The sequence below is a fragment of the Paenibacillus hemerocallicola genome (genome assembly GCF_006265175.1).
GTDB lineage: Bacteria > Bacillota > Bacilli > Paenibacillales > NBRC-103111 > Paenibacillus_AB > Paenibacillus_AB hemerocallicola.
The window spans coordinates 71,721-92,101 of the sequence record NZ_VDCQ01000036.1 but is presented as its reverse complement, the minus strand read 5'-3'; the positions used below and the strand labels follow the sequence as shown (position 1 = coordinate 92,101).

At 56.4% G+C, this 20,381-nt stretch carries 12 protein-coding genes; 3 read left to right on the top strand and 9 right to left on the bottom strand.

Annotated elements, in window-relative coordinates; genetic code table 11:
* Positions 1-72 precede the first annotated feature (72 nt).
* Positions 73-849 carry a class I SAM-dependent methyltransferase gene (locus FE784_RS23225; RefSeq protein ID WP_139604638.1) on the bottom strand — a complete coding sequence of 259 codons (777 nt, stop codon included), beginning with the start codon at positions 847-849 and terminating at the stop codon, positions 73-75.
* A 44-nt stretch (positions 850-893) separates the two neighbouring features.
* Positions 894-1,799, bottom strand: coding sequence for a DinB family protein (locus FE784_RS23220; protein WP_139604637.1), 906 nt, complete (start codon positions 1,797-1,799; stop codon positions 894-896).
* 294 nt (positions 1,800-2,093) lie between these two features.
* On the opposite strand from FE784_RS23220, the gene FE784_RS23215 reads away from it, so the two are divergent.
* Positions 2,094-3,191: a response regulator transcription factor gene (locus tag FE784_RS23215; protein ID WP_139604636.1), complete on the top strand. Its 1,098-nt coding sequence runs from the start codon at positions 2,094-2,096 to the stop codon at positions 3,189-3,191.
* 657 nt (positions 3,192-3,848) lie between these two features.
* On the opposite strand, the gene FE784_RS23210 is transcribed toward FE784_RS23215, so the two are convergent.
* The 3 genes from FE784_RS23210 to FE784_RS23200 form a co-directional block, all read right to left on the bottom strand.
* Positions 3,849-5,381, bottom strand: coding sequence for an extracellular solute-binding protein (locus FE784_RS23210; protein ID WP_139604635.1), 1,533 nt, complete (start codon positions 5,379-5,381; stop codon positions 3,849-3,851).
* Positions 5,382-5,463: 82 nt separating this feature from the next.
* Positions 5,464-6,330 (bottom strand): carbohydrate ABC transporter permease, encoded by an 867-nt coding sequence (locus tag FE784_RS23205; protein WP_139604634.1) that lies wholly within the window; start codon positions 6,328-6,330, stop codon positions 5,464-5,466.
* Between the two features lie 16 nt (positions 6,331-6,346).
* On the bottom strand, positions 6,347-7,267 hold the full coding sequence (locus tag FE784_RS23200; RefSeq protein ID WP_139604647.1) for an ABC transporter permease: 921 nt from the start codon (positions 7,265-7,267) through the stop codon (positions 6,347-6,349).
* A 241-nt stretch (positions 7,268-7,508) separates the two neighbouring features.
* Here FE784_RS23200 and FE784_RS23195 point away from each other — a divergent pair, with 241 nt between their 5' ends.
* On the top strand, positions 7,509-9,821 hold the full coding sequence (locus FE784_RS23195) for a helix-turn-helix domain-containing protein (RefSeq protein ID WP_139604633.1): 2,313 nt from the start codon (positions 7,509-7,511) through the stop codon (positions 9,819-9,821).
* Between the two features lie 85 nt (positions 9,822-9,906).
* On the opposite strand, the gene FE784_RS23190 is transcribed toward FE784_RS23195, so the two are convergent.
* Genes FE784_RS23190 through FE784_RS41065 form a run of 3 tightly spaced genes read right to left on the bottom strand, consistent with a single transcriptional unit; the run spans position 9,907 to position 13,914 of the window.
* Positions 9,907-11,229, bottom strand: a complete 1,323-nt coding sequence (locus tag FE784_RS23190) for an ABC transporter substrate-binding protein (RefSeq protein WP_139604632.1) — start codon at positions 11,227-11,229, stop codon at positions 9,907-9,909.
* Between the two features lie 25 nt (positions 11,230-11,254).
* A complete protein-coding gene (locus FE784_RS23185) occupies positions 11,255-12,208 on the bottom strand; it encodes a carbon-nitrogen hydrolase family protein (protein ID WP_139604631.1) in 954 nt (317 codons plus the stop codon).
* Between the two features lie 47 nt (positions 12,209-12,255).
* Positions 12,256-13,914: an extracellular solute-binding protein gene (locus tag FE784_RS41065; RefSeq protein ID WP_176706452.1), complete on the bottom strand. Its 1,659-nt coding sequence runs from the start codon at positions 13,912-13,914 to the stop codon at positions 12,256-12,258.
* A 399-nt stretch (positions 13,915-14,313) separates the two neighbouring features.
* On the opposite strand from FE784_RS41065, the gene FE784_RS23175 reads away from it, so the two are divergent.
* Positions 14,314-16,476, top strand: coding sequence for a helix-turn-helix domain-containing protein (locus FE784_RS23175; RefSeq protein WP_176706451.1), 2,163 nt, complete (start codon positions 14,314-14,316; stop codon positions 16,474-16,476).
* A 198-nt stretch (positions 16,477-16,674) separates the two neighbouring features.
* On the opposite strand, the gene FE784_RS23170 is transcribed toward FE784_RS23175, so the two are convergent.
* Positions 16,675-20,340: a cadherin-like beta sandwich domain-containing protein gene (locus FE784_RS23170; RefSeq protein WP_139604628.1), complete on the bottom strand. Its 3,666-nt coding sequence runs from the start codon at positions 20,338-20,340 to the stop codon at positions 16,675-16,677.
* Between the last annotated feature and the right edge of the window lie 41 nt (positions 20,341-20,381).

Below are 20,381 nucleotides of genomic sequence, written 5' to 3'. Positions count from 1 at the left end.
GCACTTCCTGCACTTCCTGCACTTCCTGCACTTCCTGCACTCCTTACCCTTCCGGCACTTCCCCACTTCCCGCTAAAGCTTTAGCTTCACCGCTTTAGTCGCCATAAACGTACTGATATACCGGTCCAGCAGGCTTTTCCCTCCATAACCGTCCTCGTAAAAGTCGGCGATGACGAAGCCGGCATCGGTCTGACCTTTCAACTGGTCTTGCAGCGAATGACCGAATTCAAGCGCTGCACCTTCCCGAATATGGGCGGCCAGCCGCTCCTCCGGCAAATCCGCGGCATCCGAGTACGGAATCGTATGCTTGACCTCCAATACTCCCCGTTCCTCCGCCTCAACATCAAAAATATACACGAGCGGGTTGACGAAGCCGGATAATAGAATGCCTCCGTCTCTCAGCACTCTGGCCGCTTCCTTCCATACCGGAATAATGGATTCGGCAAATACGTTGGAGGTCGGATGCACGATAAAATCGAACGATCCGTCCGCGAAGCATGCCAAGTTCGCCATGTCGCCCCGGACGGTATTGATCGTCAGACCATCCCGCTCGGCCACGTATCGGTCCTGCTCCAGCTGCTTCTCCGAGTAATCGAATACGGTCACATCGGCTCCGGCGGCTGCGAGCACCGGTCCTTGCTGACCGCCACCGGAAGCGAGACAGAGCACCCTCAAGCCGTTCAACGGCGGGAACCATGCTCGCGGAACCGGACGGGTCGGGGTGAGGAGCATCTCCCATTCTCCGTTCCTCGCCCTGTCGATGACCTCCTTGCTCACCGGCTTGGTCCATTCGATGCCGGTGTCCACGTTTTTGTTCCAGGCAATCCGGTTATGCTCCAAAATATCCAATCGTTCTCTCTCCTCTCTTTGCCCGTTTAGTCTCTTTCAGGCGCTTAACAACGCTTTGCCCGTATGTCGGCGATCCGGCGAATATGCGCATTCGCGTGGCCCGCCATCGATTTCATCAATCGGAGCGCCGTCTCCGTCCGCCCTCCACCGACGACAACGCTTCTGTGCAGCGCGCCCGGAATATGGCTGCAGACGATCAGGATATGCTCGCGCAGAAGCCGGAACAAAGCTACCTCGGTCGCGATGGGACGCCGGTCGTACCGCATGCCCTCCGCCCAGGCGTCCTGCCCGAACCGGCTCGACACGTAGGCGCGGCCCGGCTCCGGGTCTGCCACTATATATTTGAGCTTATGGGCGGCCGCCAGCTCCAAATCGACCAGATGCAGCACCTGCTGCCGGATCGTCCACTTGCCGGGCGCAATCGCCTCGTCCAGTCCGTCTTCGTCCAAGCCGGCAAGCGCCGCCTCGAGCCTGTCCGGCCCGGCGGCATACATGGCGACAATGTCTTCTTCCGACGCTTCGAACTCCTGCCAATATGCAATTTTATAGCCTTCCGGCGTTCGCAAGCTTAAGGTGCGCCAACAGTTCGGCTCGAGCTCGTCCCCATCGACGGCCCTGACGGCCTCGGCCCGCCTCTTCAGCGGGTCCAACGAACCGTACGCCTCCGTTATTCTTATGTAGAAACGGTCCCCGGGCTTAATTCGGGAGGCTTCCGCCTCCTGATCCGTACCGACTTCCCCTTTCCCCGCCTTGCCCGAATCGACCAGCAGCGCCAGCTCCCCGTCCGGCATACGCAGCCAAGCATGCCCTTTCCCGCCGCCGGTATGCTTCGCCGCTTCCCGCTCCCAGCCCAATACGCCGCAATAGAAGCTTTCGGCTATCTCCAGGCCGGCCGATTCCAGCACGATTTTCGCCTTGCGGTCCGCCGCTTCCGTTCCCTTGCCATTCATAGCGAGAGCTCAGCCTCCTCCTATAACCGCTTCATAAAAAAAGCCCGTCTTCCGCACGACAGACGGTAGCCCTCCTTATTGTAGTGCAAGCTTGAATGCCGTTTCCACTGGATAATCGGATATGGTTAAGCTTTCGCGTTGCCGAGAAAATCAAAAAGAGAATGGATTCATTAAACGAGGTTGGTGAATTCAAGCCTTTCATATTTTTCCAAAGCAACCTTTTCCCTCTTTAAAAACCGTTCCCCGAATAGTATAATGGCTTTGTAACCTCTTAGGAATGGAGGCAGCCTAACCGTGCTGAAAGTGTTGATTGCGGATGATAAGCCGTCCGTTTGCGGCAGCCTTAGAAGGCTGGTTCCTTGGGAGCGGCTGGATGCGAAAATTTTGGCCGAATGCTCCAACGGGAAAGAAGCTCTGGAAATAGCGCTGGAACAACAGCCCGACCTGATCATCGCCGACGTCCGGCTGCCCGTCGTGGACGGACCCGAGCTGGCCGAGCGGCTGCATAAGCTGCTCCCCGACGTATCGCTGATCATGCTGACCGACTTTCAAGATTTTGCATATGCCCGAACCGCCATTCGCTACGGATTTACCGACTATATATTGAAGCCCCTACATAAGACCAAGCTGGACCAGCTGGCCGGCCGGATCGGACGCCTCTCGCAGGAACGCAAGCTGCGCGACCGCTTCCATAAAACACTGGACGACGCCCATATGAGGGATAAATGGGTCGAGCAGCTGAAGCTAGGAGAACCGGATTCGTTTAACGCATTTTTCGAAAGCGCTTTCCAAAGCCTCCGCTCCGCTCGCGACCACGTCGTCCGAGACATCGGCTCCAAGCTTGTCGCCGTGCTGCTCGAAGCCGGCAAATCGTCGGGGCTGCATACGGACTATCAGGGGCTGCCCCCGGAGCAAATATGGGAGCGGTTCGCCCAAGCGAAGACGAAAGCCGAGCTGCACGATCTCGTGCATGATTTGATCGACGATGTGACGCAGTACGCCATCGAACGGAAACGATCGAGAGCCATGTTCGTCGTCGAATGCGTGAACAGCCTGATCTCTTGCAAATACGGCGATCCCGAATTTACCGTATACTCCGTTGCGGCCGAGCTATGCCTATCCCCGAGCTCCGTAAGCGCGGTATATCGGGAGTGGACGGGGGACAACATTAGCGCCGCGATTACCCGGCAGCGGATGGAGCAGGCCCGGCGGCTGCTAAGCGATACCGAGCTATCCGTTCAGGCGATTGCCGATCGGATCGGGTACCCCGACCCGAACTATTTCGCGAAAGTATTCAAGAAGAACGAAAACACGACTCCATTGCAGTACCGCAGCGTGACCCGGCATCCCGATGCCGCGTTCGCTTCCCCGCCGGCGCAATTATCGACATGACCGGCCGGTGCATGCGATGCTGGAAAATGCACGAACCCGCCGGATTGGCGGGCTGTGGGACCGGCAGCGAAAGAGCTGTTCCAAAAGTGATTTCCTGACTTTAAGCGCCCGCTATAAACCTCCATCCCCGCTTAATTTAGTGGATTTCATTCCCGCTTAATTTAGTGGATTTGGAGGTTTTGCCGTTTCTATTACTGCTTTGTCCCAATAGGCTCTACCCTCTGGTTCCAGCCGCTTTCCGGTACTCCTCTTCTCCGGCTCGAATCTATTATCCATTGCCGTTTATCCAGAGCTAATTCGAGCGAACCCGATTCGGAGAATAGCGGAATTTCAGTACGTTATTTACTTAAAAATAAGGACAGACCGCGAAATAAAGGAACCTGATTCCGTTATTTTGTTTCATGCGGGTCTATGCTTTCCGAAGTGTAACGATTTAACGGAACATCGTTCCGTTATTTCCGTGCGGCATCCTGTAGCTTTGACCTTAACGGAAAAGCGTTCCTCTATTTCTGGGTCGTGCTTTTTCTAGCACGCGTCCGGGTATAAGTTGAACGTGGACGTCATTGCGCAATTTGTTCCTTCAGCTCATGTATCCGCCGATTAAGCCGATGCCTCAGATTGAATACATGCTTACATGCACCAGAAGCAGCCGTCCGGCTACTTCGCTTTCAATACCCGGTCGTAAGCATCTTTGTACACCTTGATCACTTGCTCGGCTCCAAGCTTCTTCGCTTCGTTGACATAGGCATCCCATTGATCCATGCCTTTCTCGCCGATAATAAACTTGGTTATATTCTCCTCGCGGTGCTTCGAGACCGATTGCCCGACCGTAGTCAGCACCTCGTTCTCCTTCTCGGTCAAGGCCGGCTTCGGCTGCAGCTTGGAATCGTATTTGCCGACTACGGCATACGCTTCCTTAGTCTCCTTGCCGCTGAGCGTCAGCAAAGCGTTGTAGTCGATCCACGTATACGTGCCGTAATTGAGCAAGCCCGGCTTCTCGCGCAAATCGGACATCGTCTTGAACGAGTCGATATATTTTTTCGTTCCGTTCGACTCTTCGTAAGTGACGCCTTTAACGCCCCAGCTGGACAGCTCTCTTCCCGCCTCGCTATAGAAGAAATCCATATATTTCATCGTTTCTTTGATTTTCTTCGAGGTCGACGATACGGTCATGCCCGAATCTACCGTATTGATGTTGATATTTAGCCGTTTCGCTCCCGCGAAGCCCGCCGGGGGCGGCATGAACAGCATGTTGAACTGCGGGTTGTCTTTGCGCAGCGGCACGTTGTAATAATCCATGACGAGATAGTCGAGGAAGACGAACGCTTTGTTGTTGGCGATAAAATCGTCGAACTGCTTGCCCTTGACCGTCAGCCAGTCGGGCGGCATCAGGCCCTCCTTGTACAGCCTGTTCAGGAACTGGACCAGCTTCTTGTAATTTTCCTCGGTAGGACCGTACCGCCATTCCTTCTTGTCGAAATCGTAATAGACGTCGTTGTACGTCTCGAACTGCGGCGCCATCCGGGAAATCGTGCCGAACGCTCCGCGCGTGACGAACGGGTAGCTGTCCGGGTACAGCTGCTTCAGCTTCTTGAGCGTCTCGTACAGCTCGTCGTAGCTGTCCGGCAGTGCGAGGTTATGCTTCTTGAACACATCCTCCCGATACAGCCAGCCGATCCGCTCGCCTTGACCGAAGCCTTCGTTCGGGAACATGAACATTTTGCCTTCCGCGGACGTGTAGCGCTCCTTCAGCTCCGGATATTTGCCCAGCCAGCTTTTGAAGTTGGGCATCAGGTCGATATAGTCCATAATGTTCGCAAGCGCGCCCTGCTGTCCGTATTTATTCGCGGTGACGAAGCTGCCCATGAACATCAGATCCGGCATGTTGCCCGTCGCGATCGTCAGGTTGAGCGCTTCGTTGTAATTGTCCCCGGGAGGAACCTGGCCTTGAATGTCGACATTCGTCTTCTCCCGGATCGCCTTCCAGATCGGCTTGTCCTTGGAGTATGTCCAGTTCGACTGGCTCCCCACCAGCATCGATAAACTCGTGCTCGCGCCCGTGCCCGGATCGCCGTTCGCCGTCCCTTCCCCGCTCTTGCCGCCGTCTCCCCCGGCGCCTCCCCCTCCGCCGCAGCCGGCCGTTATTCCCGCCAGCATCAGTACCGTCAATGCCGCAATCGCTTTTTTCATTCCTTTCGGCGCCCTCCCGCTCCCGTACCGGAACGAAGAACGCCTTCCTCCCTTCGGAATCCATTCGGTTTATCGATTCGGTTTATCCTTTCAGAGATCCGACCGTTACGCCTTTGACGAAATACTTTTGCAGGAACGGATACGTAACCAGGATCGGCAGCGTCCCTACGAGTATCGTCGCATACTTCAGCGACTCCTCGACGATCACCTGATCCTTCCCCAGCGTAAACGAGCCGTCCATGTTCGTCTGGCCCGCCAGCACGAGGTTGCGCAAAATAACCTGCAAAGGCACCAAATCCGGATTGCGCAAATAAAGCAGCGGCGTATAGAAATTGTTCCATATGCCTACCGCATAGAACAGACCGATCGTGGCCAGCACCGCCCGGGACAGAGGCAGCGCGATGCGGATAAACAAGCCGATGTCGTTCAGGCCGTCCATTTTACCCGCTTCCTCCAGCTCCTGCGGCAGCCCGGCGAAAAACGTCCGCATCATGATCAAATACCAGGCGCTGATCGCTCCGGGCACGATCATAGCCCAAAACGTATCGACGAGTCCGAGACTCTTCACGACCAGAAACGTCGGAATCATCCCCCCGCTGAAAAACATCGTGATGACGATCAGGACGGTAAGCGGCTTATGGAACAGCATTTTGCGCTTGGACAGCGCATAGGCGGCCATCGACGTGAATACGAGCGAGACTGCCGTGCCCGTAACCGTGTACAGAATCGTATTGCGGTAGCCGTTCCATATGCGCGGATCGTTCAGCACGATCCGGTACATGTCCGTATTAAAACCTTTCGGCCAAACATACACATTTCCTTTCATGACCGACACGCTGTCGCTGAACGATACGGCGATCATATACACGAACGGATATACCGTAACGATCAGCAGCAACAGCATGAGCAAACCGTTGACGATATCGAACAAGCCGACTTTCCTTTTCATGCCCCGAACGCCCCCTCTACCATAAGCTGTTCTCCCCGAGCCTTCGGCTCACATAGTTGGCCCCGAGCAGAAACGCCAGGTTGACGATTCCGGTAAATAGATCGATCGCGGCCGCGTAGCTGTAATTGCCCTGCACCAAGCCGACCCGGTACACGTACGTGCTTATTATATCGGCAGTCTCGTAGGTCGCCGGATTGTACAGCAGGAACACTTTCTCGAACCCGACGCCGAGCACGTGCCCGATTTCCAGAATAAGCAGCACGACGACCGTCTGCATGATGCCGGGCAGCGAGACATAGGCCATTTTGCGGAAACGCCCGGCCCCGTCCATCTCCGCGGCCTCGTACAAGTGCGGATCGATCGCGGTCAGCGCCGCCAAGTAGATGATCGACGACCAGCCTATCCCTTGCCAAATGCCCGAGCCCACGTATATCGTGCGGAACCAGTCCGGGGACATGAGCCAATTGACGGACTCGAAGCCGACCATTTCGATGAGCCGGTTGACCAGGCCGCCGGAGGGCGACAGAAATACGATGATCATGCTGACTACGACGACGTTCGAGATGAAATGGGGCAAATAGCTGACCGACTGCACCAGTCTCCGGAATACGGCGCTCCTCAGCTCGTTCAGCAGCAGGGCGAGCAGGATCGGCGCGGGAAAGCCGAAAACGATCCGGTACAGCCCCAGCAGGAACGTGTTGCGCAGCAGCTTGAAAAAGTCCGGATTGCTGAAAAACATCTCATAGTAGTGAAATCCGACCCACTCGCTGTGCCAAATGCCTTTGAACAAATTGTACCTCTGGAACGAAATCGCGATGCCGAACATCGGAATGTAGTGAAACAAGATGAAATAAACGAAACACGGCAGTACGAGCAGCAGCAAAAAGCGGCTCTCGCGAAATCGTTTGACGAACGGAGAGCGTCCGCTCGCATTCATGCGCACGGTTTGATGCGGCAAGCTTTCCGTCATCCGGTTCGCGTCCAATGGTTCCCCTCCTCTTTTCCCATTTCTTTTGTTGCGAAACGTTCTCGCCTGTTGCTACAATGGGCTTACGTCGACAATACTCCGGCGGGGCGGGCTGCGGCTATCGCCAATACGTCACTTTGTAAGCGCTCTTACGGGATCGGACGAATTGCATAATTTCGGACACATTGCATATGGGAAAGGGGATACATCGATGAACGACAGAGTGATACACCGGGTCAAGCAAACGATTTCCGTACGCCGGAACTCCTTGTTCGTCAAACTGCTCGGCGGCTTTTTGCTCGTAATCGGGCTGCTGCTCTCCTTCAACGTGCTATCCTTCGCCTTCTTCCAGACGAATATCCAAAAAGAGATTATCGACCACAATACGCTCAATATGAAAAATACGGTGAACGGATACGAGCAGCAATTCCGCCACGTCGAAAGCGATCTGATGCGGTTTTATTTCAACGAGCGGTTCGCCACCCTCGTTGGAGCCAACGATCAGCCGAACTACAACTCGGTCGCCGCGGTCAAAACCGAGATGAACTCACTGCTGTCCAACAAGCTGCTCAAGCTGGAAAACGTGTTCATCCTGTTCCGGGACAATACGCTCGTCATCGAGAAGGAGAGCACGACCAACACGGTCAACATGTTTACGAAATTTTACGTGAGCGAGCCGTACGGACCCGTGTTCTGGCAAAGGCAGTTCGCGGAAAACTATACGTTCCGCGTCTATCCGGCGGCCGATTTCCGCGAATACAAATTCGACAAGACGGTCGCCGACAAAGGGGAGCTGCTGCCCGTCGTAATCAAAAACAAATTCAGCAGCCAGTATATCGTGGCCGCCCTGCTAGACGCCAGGAGCATGTTCCGGTCGCTGCATTACAACGGCGAGGACCATTTCTTCATTCTCGATCCGGCCGGCGAGCCGTTGTACCGTTCGAAGCCGGTCGAGCCGGCCGTCGGAAAATCCGCATGGAACGGGGCGTTGCCGAACGATCTTTCCTTCGATGGGAATGAAGGCTACAGCTTCCGGGATGACCGTTATTACTTCTATAAACGGGGGGCGGATTCGGAGCTGATCTACGTCAACGTCATTCCGAACGTCCGCATCGCTTCCCAAGTGCAGCGGCTCAATCTGATGCTGCTCGGGATCATGGCGGCCGCCGTCGTCGCCAGCCTGCTCATTTCCGTATGGCTCAGCATAAGGTTCAACAGCCCGATTCAGGGCATGATCCGGCTGCTGCAGAAATCGGGCCAGCCCGACAAGATGAAGACGAACATCCGCGAGTTCGATTGGCTCGGCCGCAGCATATCCGAGATGCTCCATGCGAATCACGGCTATCATCAAGACTTGCGCCGCAAAAACAAGCTGCTGCAAACGTACGGCTATATGAGCAAAATCAAAAGCATCCACCATTGGAACGACGTGCGCGATCTGATCGAGACGAGCAAGCCGTTTTACCTCGTTGCCTTCCAGCTCTCGTTTACGGAGAAATTCGGCCAGCTGGCGCAAGAGGATCAGGACAAAACGGCGTATTATATCCATGAATACGTCAATCTGCAAATGAGCGAGCGGTTCGCCGGTTCGGTTACGCTGCAGATGGAGAAGGAGCAAATATTGACTCTGCTGTTCGGAGCGGAGGATGCTTCGGCTGTTACCGACACGCTGCTCCGCTTGAAGCAAGTATTCGACCGCGACAAAGACTACGGCTTCGTGACGATGGCTTTTCATCCCGCCAAGAGGAACCCCAGCGAGCTGTCGCAAGCCTACGAGGAGTCGCAAGCGATGCTCGGCTCCCGCCTTCTGAACCGCGAGACGCAGATCATTACGGCTTTGCCTGCGGAGGAACTGGAGGTCCCGATGACATCGGCCCAAGAGCAGGAGCTCCTGTCCGGCTTGCTGGCCGGAAGCGGCGACAAGGCCGCCGAGCTGTTGGGCCAGCTGCTCGGGCAGATGGCGCAGCGCGGTGCCAACGCCCGCCGATTCGCCGAATTCGGCAAAGAAACGTCGGCCAAAGTGTTGAAGCTGCTGCTGGAGCATCAATACGACATCAGCCGGCTGCTGGACGGAGAGTCTCCGTTTATTATGCTGAAAAATTGCTGGAGCGTCGAGGAGTATGCCGGTTTTTTCCGCCGATTCACCGGCGAAGCCGCGGAGCTCGTACGCGAGCGGAAAGCCGAGCAGGACCCGATCCGGGACTTCGTGCTCGATTATGTGGCGAAGCATTACGGGGAAGATATTTCTCTCGAGCATGTGGCGGACAAATGCAACCTGTCCCGAGGCTATTTGTCCTCTTATTTTCACGAGAAAACCGGCCAGACGTTCAGCGAATACATGAACGGCCTGCGCATGCAGAAAGCGAAGGAAATGCTGAGCGAAACCGACAGCCGCATCCAGGATATCGCCACGGAAGTCGGCTATCGGAACGTCAATTCGTTCATCCGCATGTTCAAGCGGATGTGCGGCCTGACGCCGGGCGAGTTTCGGCGCATCGCCCTGCAGCAGGCGAGCGAGCCGTAACGAAACGATAAGACAACGATTGCCGGCGCGCGCAGAAAACCCGTCCCCTGACAGGCATGGGACGGGTCGAACATGACGAGTGCGGCTATTTGCTCAGCATTTTCTGAATTTCCTGATTCATTTTCTCGTCGGCTTCGCGCAATGCGGAATTGACGTCTTTGCCCTCGTAGAGCATCGAGTCGAACGCTTGGTTGACGATCGTCGCCGCCGGGAGGTTTTTGAACGTTTGCAGGATGGCCAGCTTCGGCTTAGTGAAAGCGATTACATTTTTCGACTGAAACTCGGCTACGTTTTTGCCGAACTCTCCCTGAACGCCCGCATCCTTCAATACGGACAACCGTGCGTTTCGCGACATGAGCTTCTGTACCTCGTCCGACAAAATGACGGAAATGACCTGGAAGGCGGCTTCCTTCTGCTTGCTCTGCGAGGTGATCGCCAGCACGAACGAATCGACCCGCTGACCGACTCCGGGCGCTTTCGGATTTTGCGGATAGGTGACGACGTCCCAATTCAGGTCTTTGACGGCCAGCATGTTTTTCAAGGTCGAAGTCGAGCCGCTCATCATCGCCAGCCGTCCTTCGTTGAACTCCTTCGTGTAGTTCGTGCCCTTCGGCGCGAAGCCCGGCACTTTGTACAGGTCGTACCACATATTGAACAGATCTTTCCAGCCCTCGGTCTGAAATACCGCTTTATTCGTTTTGAAGTCGGCCCATGCCAAGCTGGCTTGGTAGGCCCCCCGGTACACGCCGTCCGGCCACATGCCCCAATATTGGACGCCGCCCTCGCTTCGCGTCATTTTGACGGCCAAGTCTCTGGCCTGCTCCCACGTCATTCCGTCCTTCGGAAAAGGAACGGCCATCCGGCCGAACAAGTCTTTGTTGTAGAACAAAGCGAACGATTGGTTGAACATCGGCAATCCGGCCAAGTAATCGAGGCTGCTCCCGATCTTGATCGATTCCACGAATTCCGGCTGCAGGCGGTTCAGATCGAATTTGTACGTTTTGACCAATTCCTCCATGTTGTACGCCAGCTTCAGATCGACCAGCTCGTTCATATTGAGCGGGAAATTGGCGTATATGTCCGGAATTTCTTTGGCCGCGACCAAATCCGTCAACGTTTTTCCTTTCTCGGCCGTATCGATCATTTCCACCGTGATGTGGGGATGCTTCTTGGCCAGCGGGTCTGTTACATACATCTTGATCTCCTCCGCCGTCAGCGCCGCCTTGTTCGCCGCGATTTTGACGGTTACCGGGTCCGGCTGCTTGACCGGCGCCGCTGGCGCACCCGCTTCCGGCTTGGCGGCAGCGGACTCGGTTGACCGTTCCTTAGTGCCGCCGCCCGCACAGCCGACAGTGACGCTTGCCAGCAGCAGCGTGGCGACGCTCAACGTTATATATGGTTTTCGCAATTCGCTTCCCCCCCGCGCTCTTTTCTTATTCCTCCAGATTGCCCGGCGCGCAGCGATGCGCCAACGCCCGCTGCCAATAATCGTCGAGCGGCTCGAGACCGAATTCCCGGATCAGGTCGTGAACGGTAAATTCATCGGTTTCGCTTGCTATTATGACGGAGCCGAGCAATCCGGGATCATGGATGCTGATCTTATCCCCGTACTTGTTCTTCATCTTCCGGAAGTGGGCTCCGTTGTAATCGATATGGATGACCTCGCAGTCCAGATTGATCGTCCGGGTCACGTAATGGTAATAGTTCGTGCTGGTGGCGATTATCTCACCGACCGGCGATATGATCGAGCTGGGCGCGTGCGTATAGACCGATCCGGCGAAATGAGCCCGGCAGCTGTACGCCCAATATTGCTGCATTAGCCCGCCGTGGTAAGCGGACGAGAACAGGATCAGCTCCGGGCGCTGCCCGACGTATTTCAGCCTGAGCTCGTCGAAGTTCAAGTCGAAGCAGATCGCGCAGGCGACCCGGCCGAAGTCGGTTTCGAACACGGGCGCGTCTTTGCCGTACAGCATGTCTCCTTTTGTCCGCTCTCCTTCGACGAGGTGGTTTTTGTTGTAAATTCCGGCGACCTGCCCTTGTCTGTCGATGAGCTGAGTAGAATTGCGGAACGATCCGTCCGCCAGCTCGCGTACGGCCGAATAGGCGATGTAGCAACTATGCCGACGTGCGATTCCGGCGAAATAATCGCGGATCCGATCGCCGCGGTGCCGGTAATACTCCTTCATTCGGTCAAGCGGATATCCGGATTTCTCCGGCCGATCGCAGCATTCCGGCAATACGATAATGTCCGGATTGTCGGGCAGCACCTGCTCCAGCTGACGTTCCCAATAACGGATCATGAGCTCGACCGTTTCCTGCAGATCGGTCTTCGGGTCCACTCTCAATTGCGGGGCCGACAAGCAACTGATTTTCACATAACGTGCCATCCTTAACTCTCCTCCTTATACGGCTGCAGACAGCCGTCCGGCGCTATTTATTTCGTTCCCGCCCATTCGTTGACTTCCTTCGTCATCTCGTCTCCGCCCAGCCGCCTCCAATCGTCGACGAATTTGTCGAAGTCCTCCAACGGGGCTCCCATGATGATTTTCGTCAGCACTTCTTCCTCCAGCCTCGACAAGTTGGCCTGCTTCTGCACCATCCTTTTCGTAGGCGGCCCGTAATACCGGTCGGGGAGCATCTGGCCGTTCTTGACATATTCGAGGATGACGGTCCCGCCTCCGTCGAGGCCGTTGCGCGCGATTACCGACCAGTCGGCCGATTTGCCGGACGAATAGTCTTTGATTTGTACGTACTTCTCCCGTTCCTCGGGGGTCAGCAGCGCCTTTTCCCCGTCGCCAGGGTCTTTCCCGCTTCTCAGGTAAGGCTCGAGATGGGCGGATATTTCCGCGTTTTTGTACGATTTGTACAGCTTGACCGGCGACTGCATCCAGATCGAGGTTTTGCTCGCGATATCGAAGTTGTACCGCCTGTACACGTCATCCTTCGTATTGGCGTAAAACATGCGTACAAACTCGTCGGCCATCCGCAAAATCGCCTCCGGATTCGGCGTACCCTTCTTGACGACCCAAAAACCATTATTCAGATTCAAGCCGTGCTGCACCATCGTTTTGCGCGAATCCGCCGAAGGAGCCGCGTAGGCGAACCAACGGCTGTCGGGCGTCTGCTGATACAACGTCGCCGCCGATATCGAGCCGAACACCATCCCCAGCTTCCCGCTCCCTAACGTCTGGTACACCTTCGCGCTTTCCTTGATGCCGAAATCGGCGTCGATTTGTCCCGCCCGGTACATCTCCCGCAGCTTGCCGACCGCCTTCTTCATCTCCGGTTGAATGCTCCCGTACGCCAATTGACCGGCCGAGTCGCGTATCCAGATCCCTTTGTAAGCATGGTAGCCGTTGAAAAAGCCTACGGCCATGTTCAGCAATTTGTCCAGCCCGAGCCCGAACGTGTCGTTGCTGCCGTTGCCGTCCGGATCGCGGTTCGTGAACGCTTCCGCGATAAGCAGCAGATCGTCCATCGTTCTCGGCTGCGGCAAATCGAGCTTCCGGCGCCAATCCTCGCGAATCCACAGCACCGGCACCGATTCCTTGGCCACCCCGGTGAACGGGATGCCCATCAGCTTGCCGTCGATTTTCGCCGCCTCCAGCACCTCTGGGCCGGCCTGCTCGATGACCGTCTTCACGGCCACCGACGCATACTGCGGATAAACGTCGGACAACGGCTCGATCAGGTCCGCCCGCTGCAGCTGTACGAGCTGCGTAGGCGTAGCGACGAAGAAATCCGGAATATCCCCGGAGGCGATCATCAGATTCGTCTTCTGCTCCAGCTGGTCGTTGGGCGCCTCCCACCGTTTTTTGACGATAATGCCCAAGCTGTCGCGCAAATAACGCGACCACTCGTTATCGTTCATCTCGTCGCCTTGGGCGTAAACGGGCGCATTTGCGGTCGTCCCTACCGTCCACAGCTCGATCGGCGGATTATATTTTGCCGGCTCCTTTTGCGCCGAAAGCTCGGCCGACGGTATCGCCGGCGACGGTTCCGCATCATCCGTGCAGCCCGCGAGCACGGCGGTCATCGCCATAGCCGCCGCCAAGCCGAACACAGCCTTTCTGCTCCCTCCTCCCCCATTCATGTGCAATCTCCCCTTCGGATCATCCGAGCGGTACTCCCGGTAAGGCATTAGCCAAAGACTTGCATGCCGGAGCACTGCCTTAAACATACTCCCGATGCCTTTATGGCGCCAGCAGCCCGTTTTGCCATTGTTGCCCGTTATTGCTCCAGTGCGAAAAAGGATAACTAGTGCATCAAATGACAACTTCTCCGTTATTGACTCGGGGCGGCCCGGCGTAATACGATTGTTTGGATGGGCGGAACGAATCGGCTCGGACTTCACGGCTTCTTCCCCTCTCTCTAGAAAACGCTTCCACAACAAGCGGCAAGCAAGGAGTGACGGCATCTGAGAACGAACTCGCTTTTCATCAAGCTGCTGTCCGGGTTCATAGCGGTTATTGTTCTGCTGCTGTCCTTCAATGTGCTTTCCTATACGTTTTTTTACCGCAACCTTCATAAGGAAATTACGACCAACAGCACCCAAAATCTGGAGCATATCGTCGAGCGGTACGAGAAGCAATTCCAGACGATCCAATTGACGCTTGTCGGGCTGTACTTCCATAATCAGCTGACCTATTGGAGCGATATGGACCGGTCGTCGGCCAACGATGCGGTCAACCAGCTCGTGAAGCGGGTAAGGGAAATCCGCGAGAACGAGATGCTCTACCTCCATGATATCATCATTCAATACGAGCAGGATTCTTTTTTGATCCATCAGGGCGGCCCGGACCGGCTGGATACGCTGTATGCCCAAACGTACCACAGCGAACCGTACGACGCCGACTTTTGGAGGAAGCAGTTCGGCCTTCGCTACAAGCTGAAGGTATACCCGCAGGCGGATTTTTACAACTCCCAGAATAACCGGGCCGGCGGCTTTGTACCCCTTGTGCTGAAATCGACCACGAACGAAGATATTTACATCGCCGCTTTGCTCGACTCGGACAAAATGTTCAAGGCGTTCAGCAGCGTTTCCAACGCGCAGTTCCACATTATAGATGAGGACGGAACCTCCGTATTCCGCTCCAATCCGCGGCTTCCGTTGCATTTGCCGCTTCCGGACGAACTCGACGGCAGCCGGGATTTCATCAAATCCGACAATCAGTATTTATTTTTACGCAAAGGAGACGTTACCGGCCTCTCCTACGTTCTCGTCATTCCGAACGAGAAAATCGCGAGCCAAATGTCCCGGATCAATCTCGTCCTGCTCCTGCTTCTGGCGGTGGCGCTGGTCGTCAGCATCACGCTGTCGGTCGTCGTGAGCATCCGGTTCTATACGCCGATCCAGAACATTATCCGGACGATCCAGCGGGACAGCCCGCAGACGATGCAGCAGCACGCCATCGGCAAAATCGACGAGCTGCATTTTATCGAAGAGAACGTCAAGCAGTTTCTGAAAACGAGAAACGATATCGGCCGCGACATGCGCCGGCAGCAATCCCAGCTTGCGCATCTCGGCTATATCCGCAAGCTGAAGAGCATCTATACCCGCCCCAATGAGCTGTCGCTGGCCGAGCAGCCGTTCTACTTGATCTTGTTCCATCTGACGACGACGCGACGGTTCCGCGAGCTGCTGACCGCGGAGCAGGACAAGGCGGCGAACTATATAAAGGAATTCATCAGCATCTCGCTGGCCGAGACGTTTCCGGAATCGGTTACGCTGCAAGTGGAGAAGGATCAAATTTTGGCGCTCCTATTTACGGACAATGACGTGCAGGACGTATGGCGGGCAGTGGAACGTCTGCGGCAAGTGTTCGACCGGGACAAAGAGTACTGCTATCTGACGCTGGCGTTCGAGCCGCACGTGCACAGTCCGGGGTCATTTACACATGCTTACGAGGAAACGGTGGAAATGGTCAAGCGGCGCAAGCTGTCGCCCGATACCCAAATCATTACCTCGCTCGGGCCGGAGCCGCTATATGTCGGTTTCGCGCCGGCGCAGGAACAAGAGCTGTACGCCAACCTGCAGGCCGGACAGGCGGAGCGCGTCATCTTGCTGACGAACCGCGTTTTGCAGAGGATGGACAAGGAAGGAGCGACCGCCGAGCAGCACGTATCGTTCGCCAAGGAAACGATCGCCAAGACGGTCAAGATGATGGTGGCCGCAAATGTGGAGATCGGCGACGTTCTGGACCATAGGTCGCCTTACGAGGAGCTGAAGCAGTGCATCGATGCGGACGACTACCGGCAGCTGCTCGAACGGTTCCTCGGCGATGCGGCCCGAAGGATCGCGGACAAAAACGAGGAAAAGGATCCTGTCACAGAATTCGTTCTGGACACGATCCGAAATCGCTATAACGAAGACTTGTCGCTGGAAATGATCGCCGATAGTCTCGGGCTTACTCCCAGCTACGTGTCGCGTTACGTGAAAGAAAAAACCGGCAGCAACTTCTCCGATTGCCTGAACGAGGTGCGCATCAAAAAAGCGAAGCAGCTGCTGCGCACGTCGAACGTCCAGGTGCGCGATATCGCGACCCGGGTCGGCTACGTCAACGTCACCTCCTTCATTCGCATGTTCAAGAAAGTGACCGGCATGACGCCGAGCGACTACCGGAAAGCGGGGAACACCGAGGAGGCGGGAGAGTGAACGAATCCCGGTCGTGTCCCCCGTCTTCCTTCTCCGTCCTTAAGAGTCGCAAAAGACCGCTATTTGGTTGCTGAATGGCGAGCCCCCGGAAAAACAATGCCCGGCCGCGACGCTCGCAAGCATCGGACCGGGCAACGCCCCGCATGACAGCAGCAGTAGCAGCAGGCCGACAAGGCCGACTATACCCGCAATACTTTCTTAAGGTTCCTCATGGTTTTGCTGCCCCGGCGGGATGCGGTTGACTTGTAGCGTATAAGCAGTAGTTGTGCCGTCCGTCGCCGCTACGACGGTCGTGACCGTATTGCCGCCGATCTTCAATTTGATTTCCCCTGAAGCTTGCCCGCGCGCAACCGGCTCGCCGTTAACCGTTACCGCAGCCGCCTCGTCGGCAGTGACGGGAGTTATTTTGATTTTCGGGACGCCGGCGAACAGATCGACCGTATAAGTGGTTCGTTCCGGCGAGAAGGCCGGTGCGAGTCGGCCCTCGCTCAACGTCAGACCACTTAAGGAGGAATTGGCCGCACGTGTCACTGTCACGTAATACGTCTTCGACTGGCCGTTCTGAGCGGTAACGTTAACGGCGATCGGATTGTCTCCGACCTGCAGCGGAACGTCCGCAGACGGCCGGCCGCTTGGCACAGCGGCTCCGTTCACCGCAATTCGGACGTATTTGTCCGCTGCCGTAGGCGTGAGACGAACCGCATATACGCTGTTGGTTACGCCGGCCCTGTACTCGGCAACGTCTGCGGAGAACGCCGGGGAGAGCGAAGCGCCGCTGATCGCAAGTCCGCTCAGCTCGGCGCTGCGGGACGGATTGACGATCAAATAAGGCTGGAATTGCTCGTACGACCTGCCGCGAATGCTAACCAGCGTATTTTTCGTACTCGGGTCCATTATCCGGAACGTCGCGGTCCGGTCGCCTTCCATCCGGGAATTGATGAAGCCGGTAACATCGACGGCATACCAGCCGGCCGAGGTGACGGCGACCGTTCCGAGCGGGACGGACCCCCCCTTGGGTCTGTTGTTCCAGTCGATCGTCGCTTCGCTCCAGACCGCTTGTGCGTACCCGTCGACCGATAGCGTTACGGATTTGGGCACATTTTCATCCACGTAGAAATACAGCTTGGCCTCTTCCACACCGGTGTCCATGAAGCCCCCGAAATCGGCCTTCATGAATGCGATCCGGTCCCCGCCCCCCGAAGCGCCCGGAATATCGATCACTTCCAGCAGCGAAGCGCTGCCGAATCGATCGGTCGGACGCTTCTCATGGACATAGGAAGCTTCCGTTATTGGAAATACGTTCCCCGGATCGCCGGCCCGAAATACCGCGATCGCATACACCGCAGCGGTGCCGCTTCGTTCCGTCACTTCCACCTTGACCGTATTGCGCCCTAGAGAGAGCGGTATTATCGGCGAGGCGGAGCCGCTCGCGACCGGCGCGCCGTTCACGGTAACCGATGCATCCGGTGCCGCTGCCGCAGGCGTTACGGTAATTCCATAGACGGAGTTGTCCACGTTCACTTTGTACAGCGATACGTACGGAGAAAAGTTTTGGTCCAGTGTACCGCCGCTGACGGAAAGTCCGGTCAATCCCGCTCCTTCCTCGGGATAAAGCGAGGCTGCAGGCGGTTTATCGTACGATTTGGCCCAGTAATAGCCGGGGGCATCTATCGTTCTCGGCATGAAGCCGACCTGTCTTCCGGTTGGAATCGGCTCGGAATCCGCCGTCATGCTTCCGTCCGGGCCTGTTGCCGCCGTAACGTATTTCCCCCCCGAATAGGTGAACCTGCCTCCGACCGTCGCGGTTACCGGCGCTCCCGTAGCAAGCTCGCTTACCTTTAAAGTCACGTTCGCGCCGCTGCCGGTATAAGCGACCTTCATCCCGTTCACGATCATCGGCTTCAATGTCGTCGTTGCCGTCTTGGCCGACGCTTCCGCGGATATCGGGCCGATATTGCCCCTCGCGTCGACTGCGGCCACCTTGTAATAATACGTCGTATCGGGCAAAAGTCCGATGTCTTGGAACGTTAAATTTCTCGACGTGCCGGCCAGATTGGACGAGGCTGGCGCGAAGCCGCTGACCGTACTGCGGTAAATGTTGTATTTGTCCACTTCCGTATTGTCGTAAGCTATACCGTAACGAACGGTGATTTGGCGATAATCGACCGTTGCAGCCGTAGGGTTTGCGCTGACGGCCGCAGGTGGAGCCGTATCTTCCGGAGGGCTCCAGAACGTGCTGCCGGGACCCCAATAGGACGGCAGTGCCCTGTACGAGTCGTATTGGTGAACGGCGATTCCGCCGAAGGAAGCACGACTGCCGAAAGCGGAATATACTTTGTCCAGCTCCTGCTCCATCGCGAGACGCCCTTTCTGCCTGAAGGTGACATCGTACGGATCGGCGCTGTTCGCCACATCGATCGTCTCTACGCCGACAACGACCGAATTCGGCTTGCCGATCGACTCCGCATACGCGATCTCTCCCGACGCGCTGGCGATAATGCCGTTCGAGCCGTCAGCCGTGTCCCTGTAGTCCATGATCGAAATATAGTCGGCGATATCCTGAACATGCTCGGACAGCCATTTCACCGATCCGTTCCAATCGATATCCTTCGCATCGACGGAAGAGTCGTACCATCGCGGTATTGCCGGACCGATGGCGAGGCGCGTGCCTGACGTATTCCGCCGTTCGATCATTTTGCTCAAGCCGTCCAAATATTGCTTCTGCAAAAACCGGTCCGGACTCTTGAAATCGGGCGAGATGTACGGCTCGATATCGACGTTCACTCCGTCGAATCCGGCCTCCGGTACCGAAGCGAGATTGTAATTGATCACTCTCTCCAGCTGCCGCGTCGCCTTGTCATGATATTTGGCGTAAGCTCCCAAGTAGGCCGGCGTCGTGCCGCCCGCTATCAGGGCGTGCACTTGGAACCCGTTGCGATGCGCCCACGTAATGAAATCCCGTACTTTATCCGGATCGTCCTCCAAAATATTGACGCCGCCGTATGCCCCTACCGCCACATAGAAGGTCGACACCGGCTGGGAGCCGAATGTCGTGGTATCTTTGGAGAACGCGTTCAAGACGATTCTCGAGCCGGGATTCAAGAACAGGTTATAGGACGCCGGTTCCCATATCCACATCGCCCGGTCCTGATTGCGGACGGCGACGGGTTCGTTCGCGCCTGTCCCCGTCTTCGCATAAGTAGTCATGCTGAACCCGGTATTTCCTGCGGTATCGGTCGCTTTCGCTTCGATGGCGGTCGTCTTGTCGCCAAGCCCGATGGCGTTCCAGGACAGCTCGTAATACGCGCCGTTCTGCGACGCCATCTGCCACGGTCCGCTGTTGATCCGGACTTGCACGCTCATCAGCGGATTTTTCGCGTCTACCGCCACTTGGACAGTTACGACGCCGCCGACCGTGGCGCCGTCCGCCGGGCTTGCCACCGTTACGACCGGTTTATGGACCGGATCGTGATCTACCTGCAGCGTAACGGTGTTCGACCATACGGTTGCACGGGTCGACGCGTCCGTTCCTTTCGCCCTCATGGCGATCTCCCCGCCGTATTGGCTCGCGTTCAAATCATAGTACCAAGTACCCGACTGATCCCCGTCCGGATCGACCGATACGACATCCGCCTGCTTCGCCCCGTTAATGACGAGCTTGATGTCGTATACCCCGGCGAATGTTCCGGAGACTCTCGCCGTTCCGGCCGTCACGACCGCCCCGTCGGAAGGCGAGTCGATCGATACGGCGGAAGCAGCGCCGAAAGCGTCAGCCGGCATTTGGACGATACCGGCTACCGTCAGCAGAATGACAAGCAATCCGAAGGCCGCCGTGCGGGACGACCTGATCCGAATAGTCAACATGAGAGCTTCACCCCTTCTCCATCATGTTCTTGCCCGATACT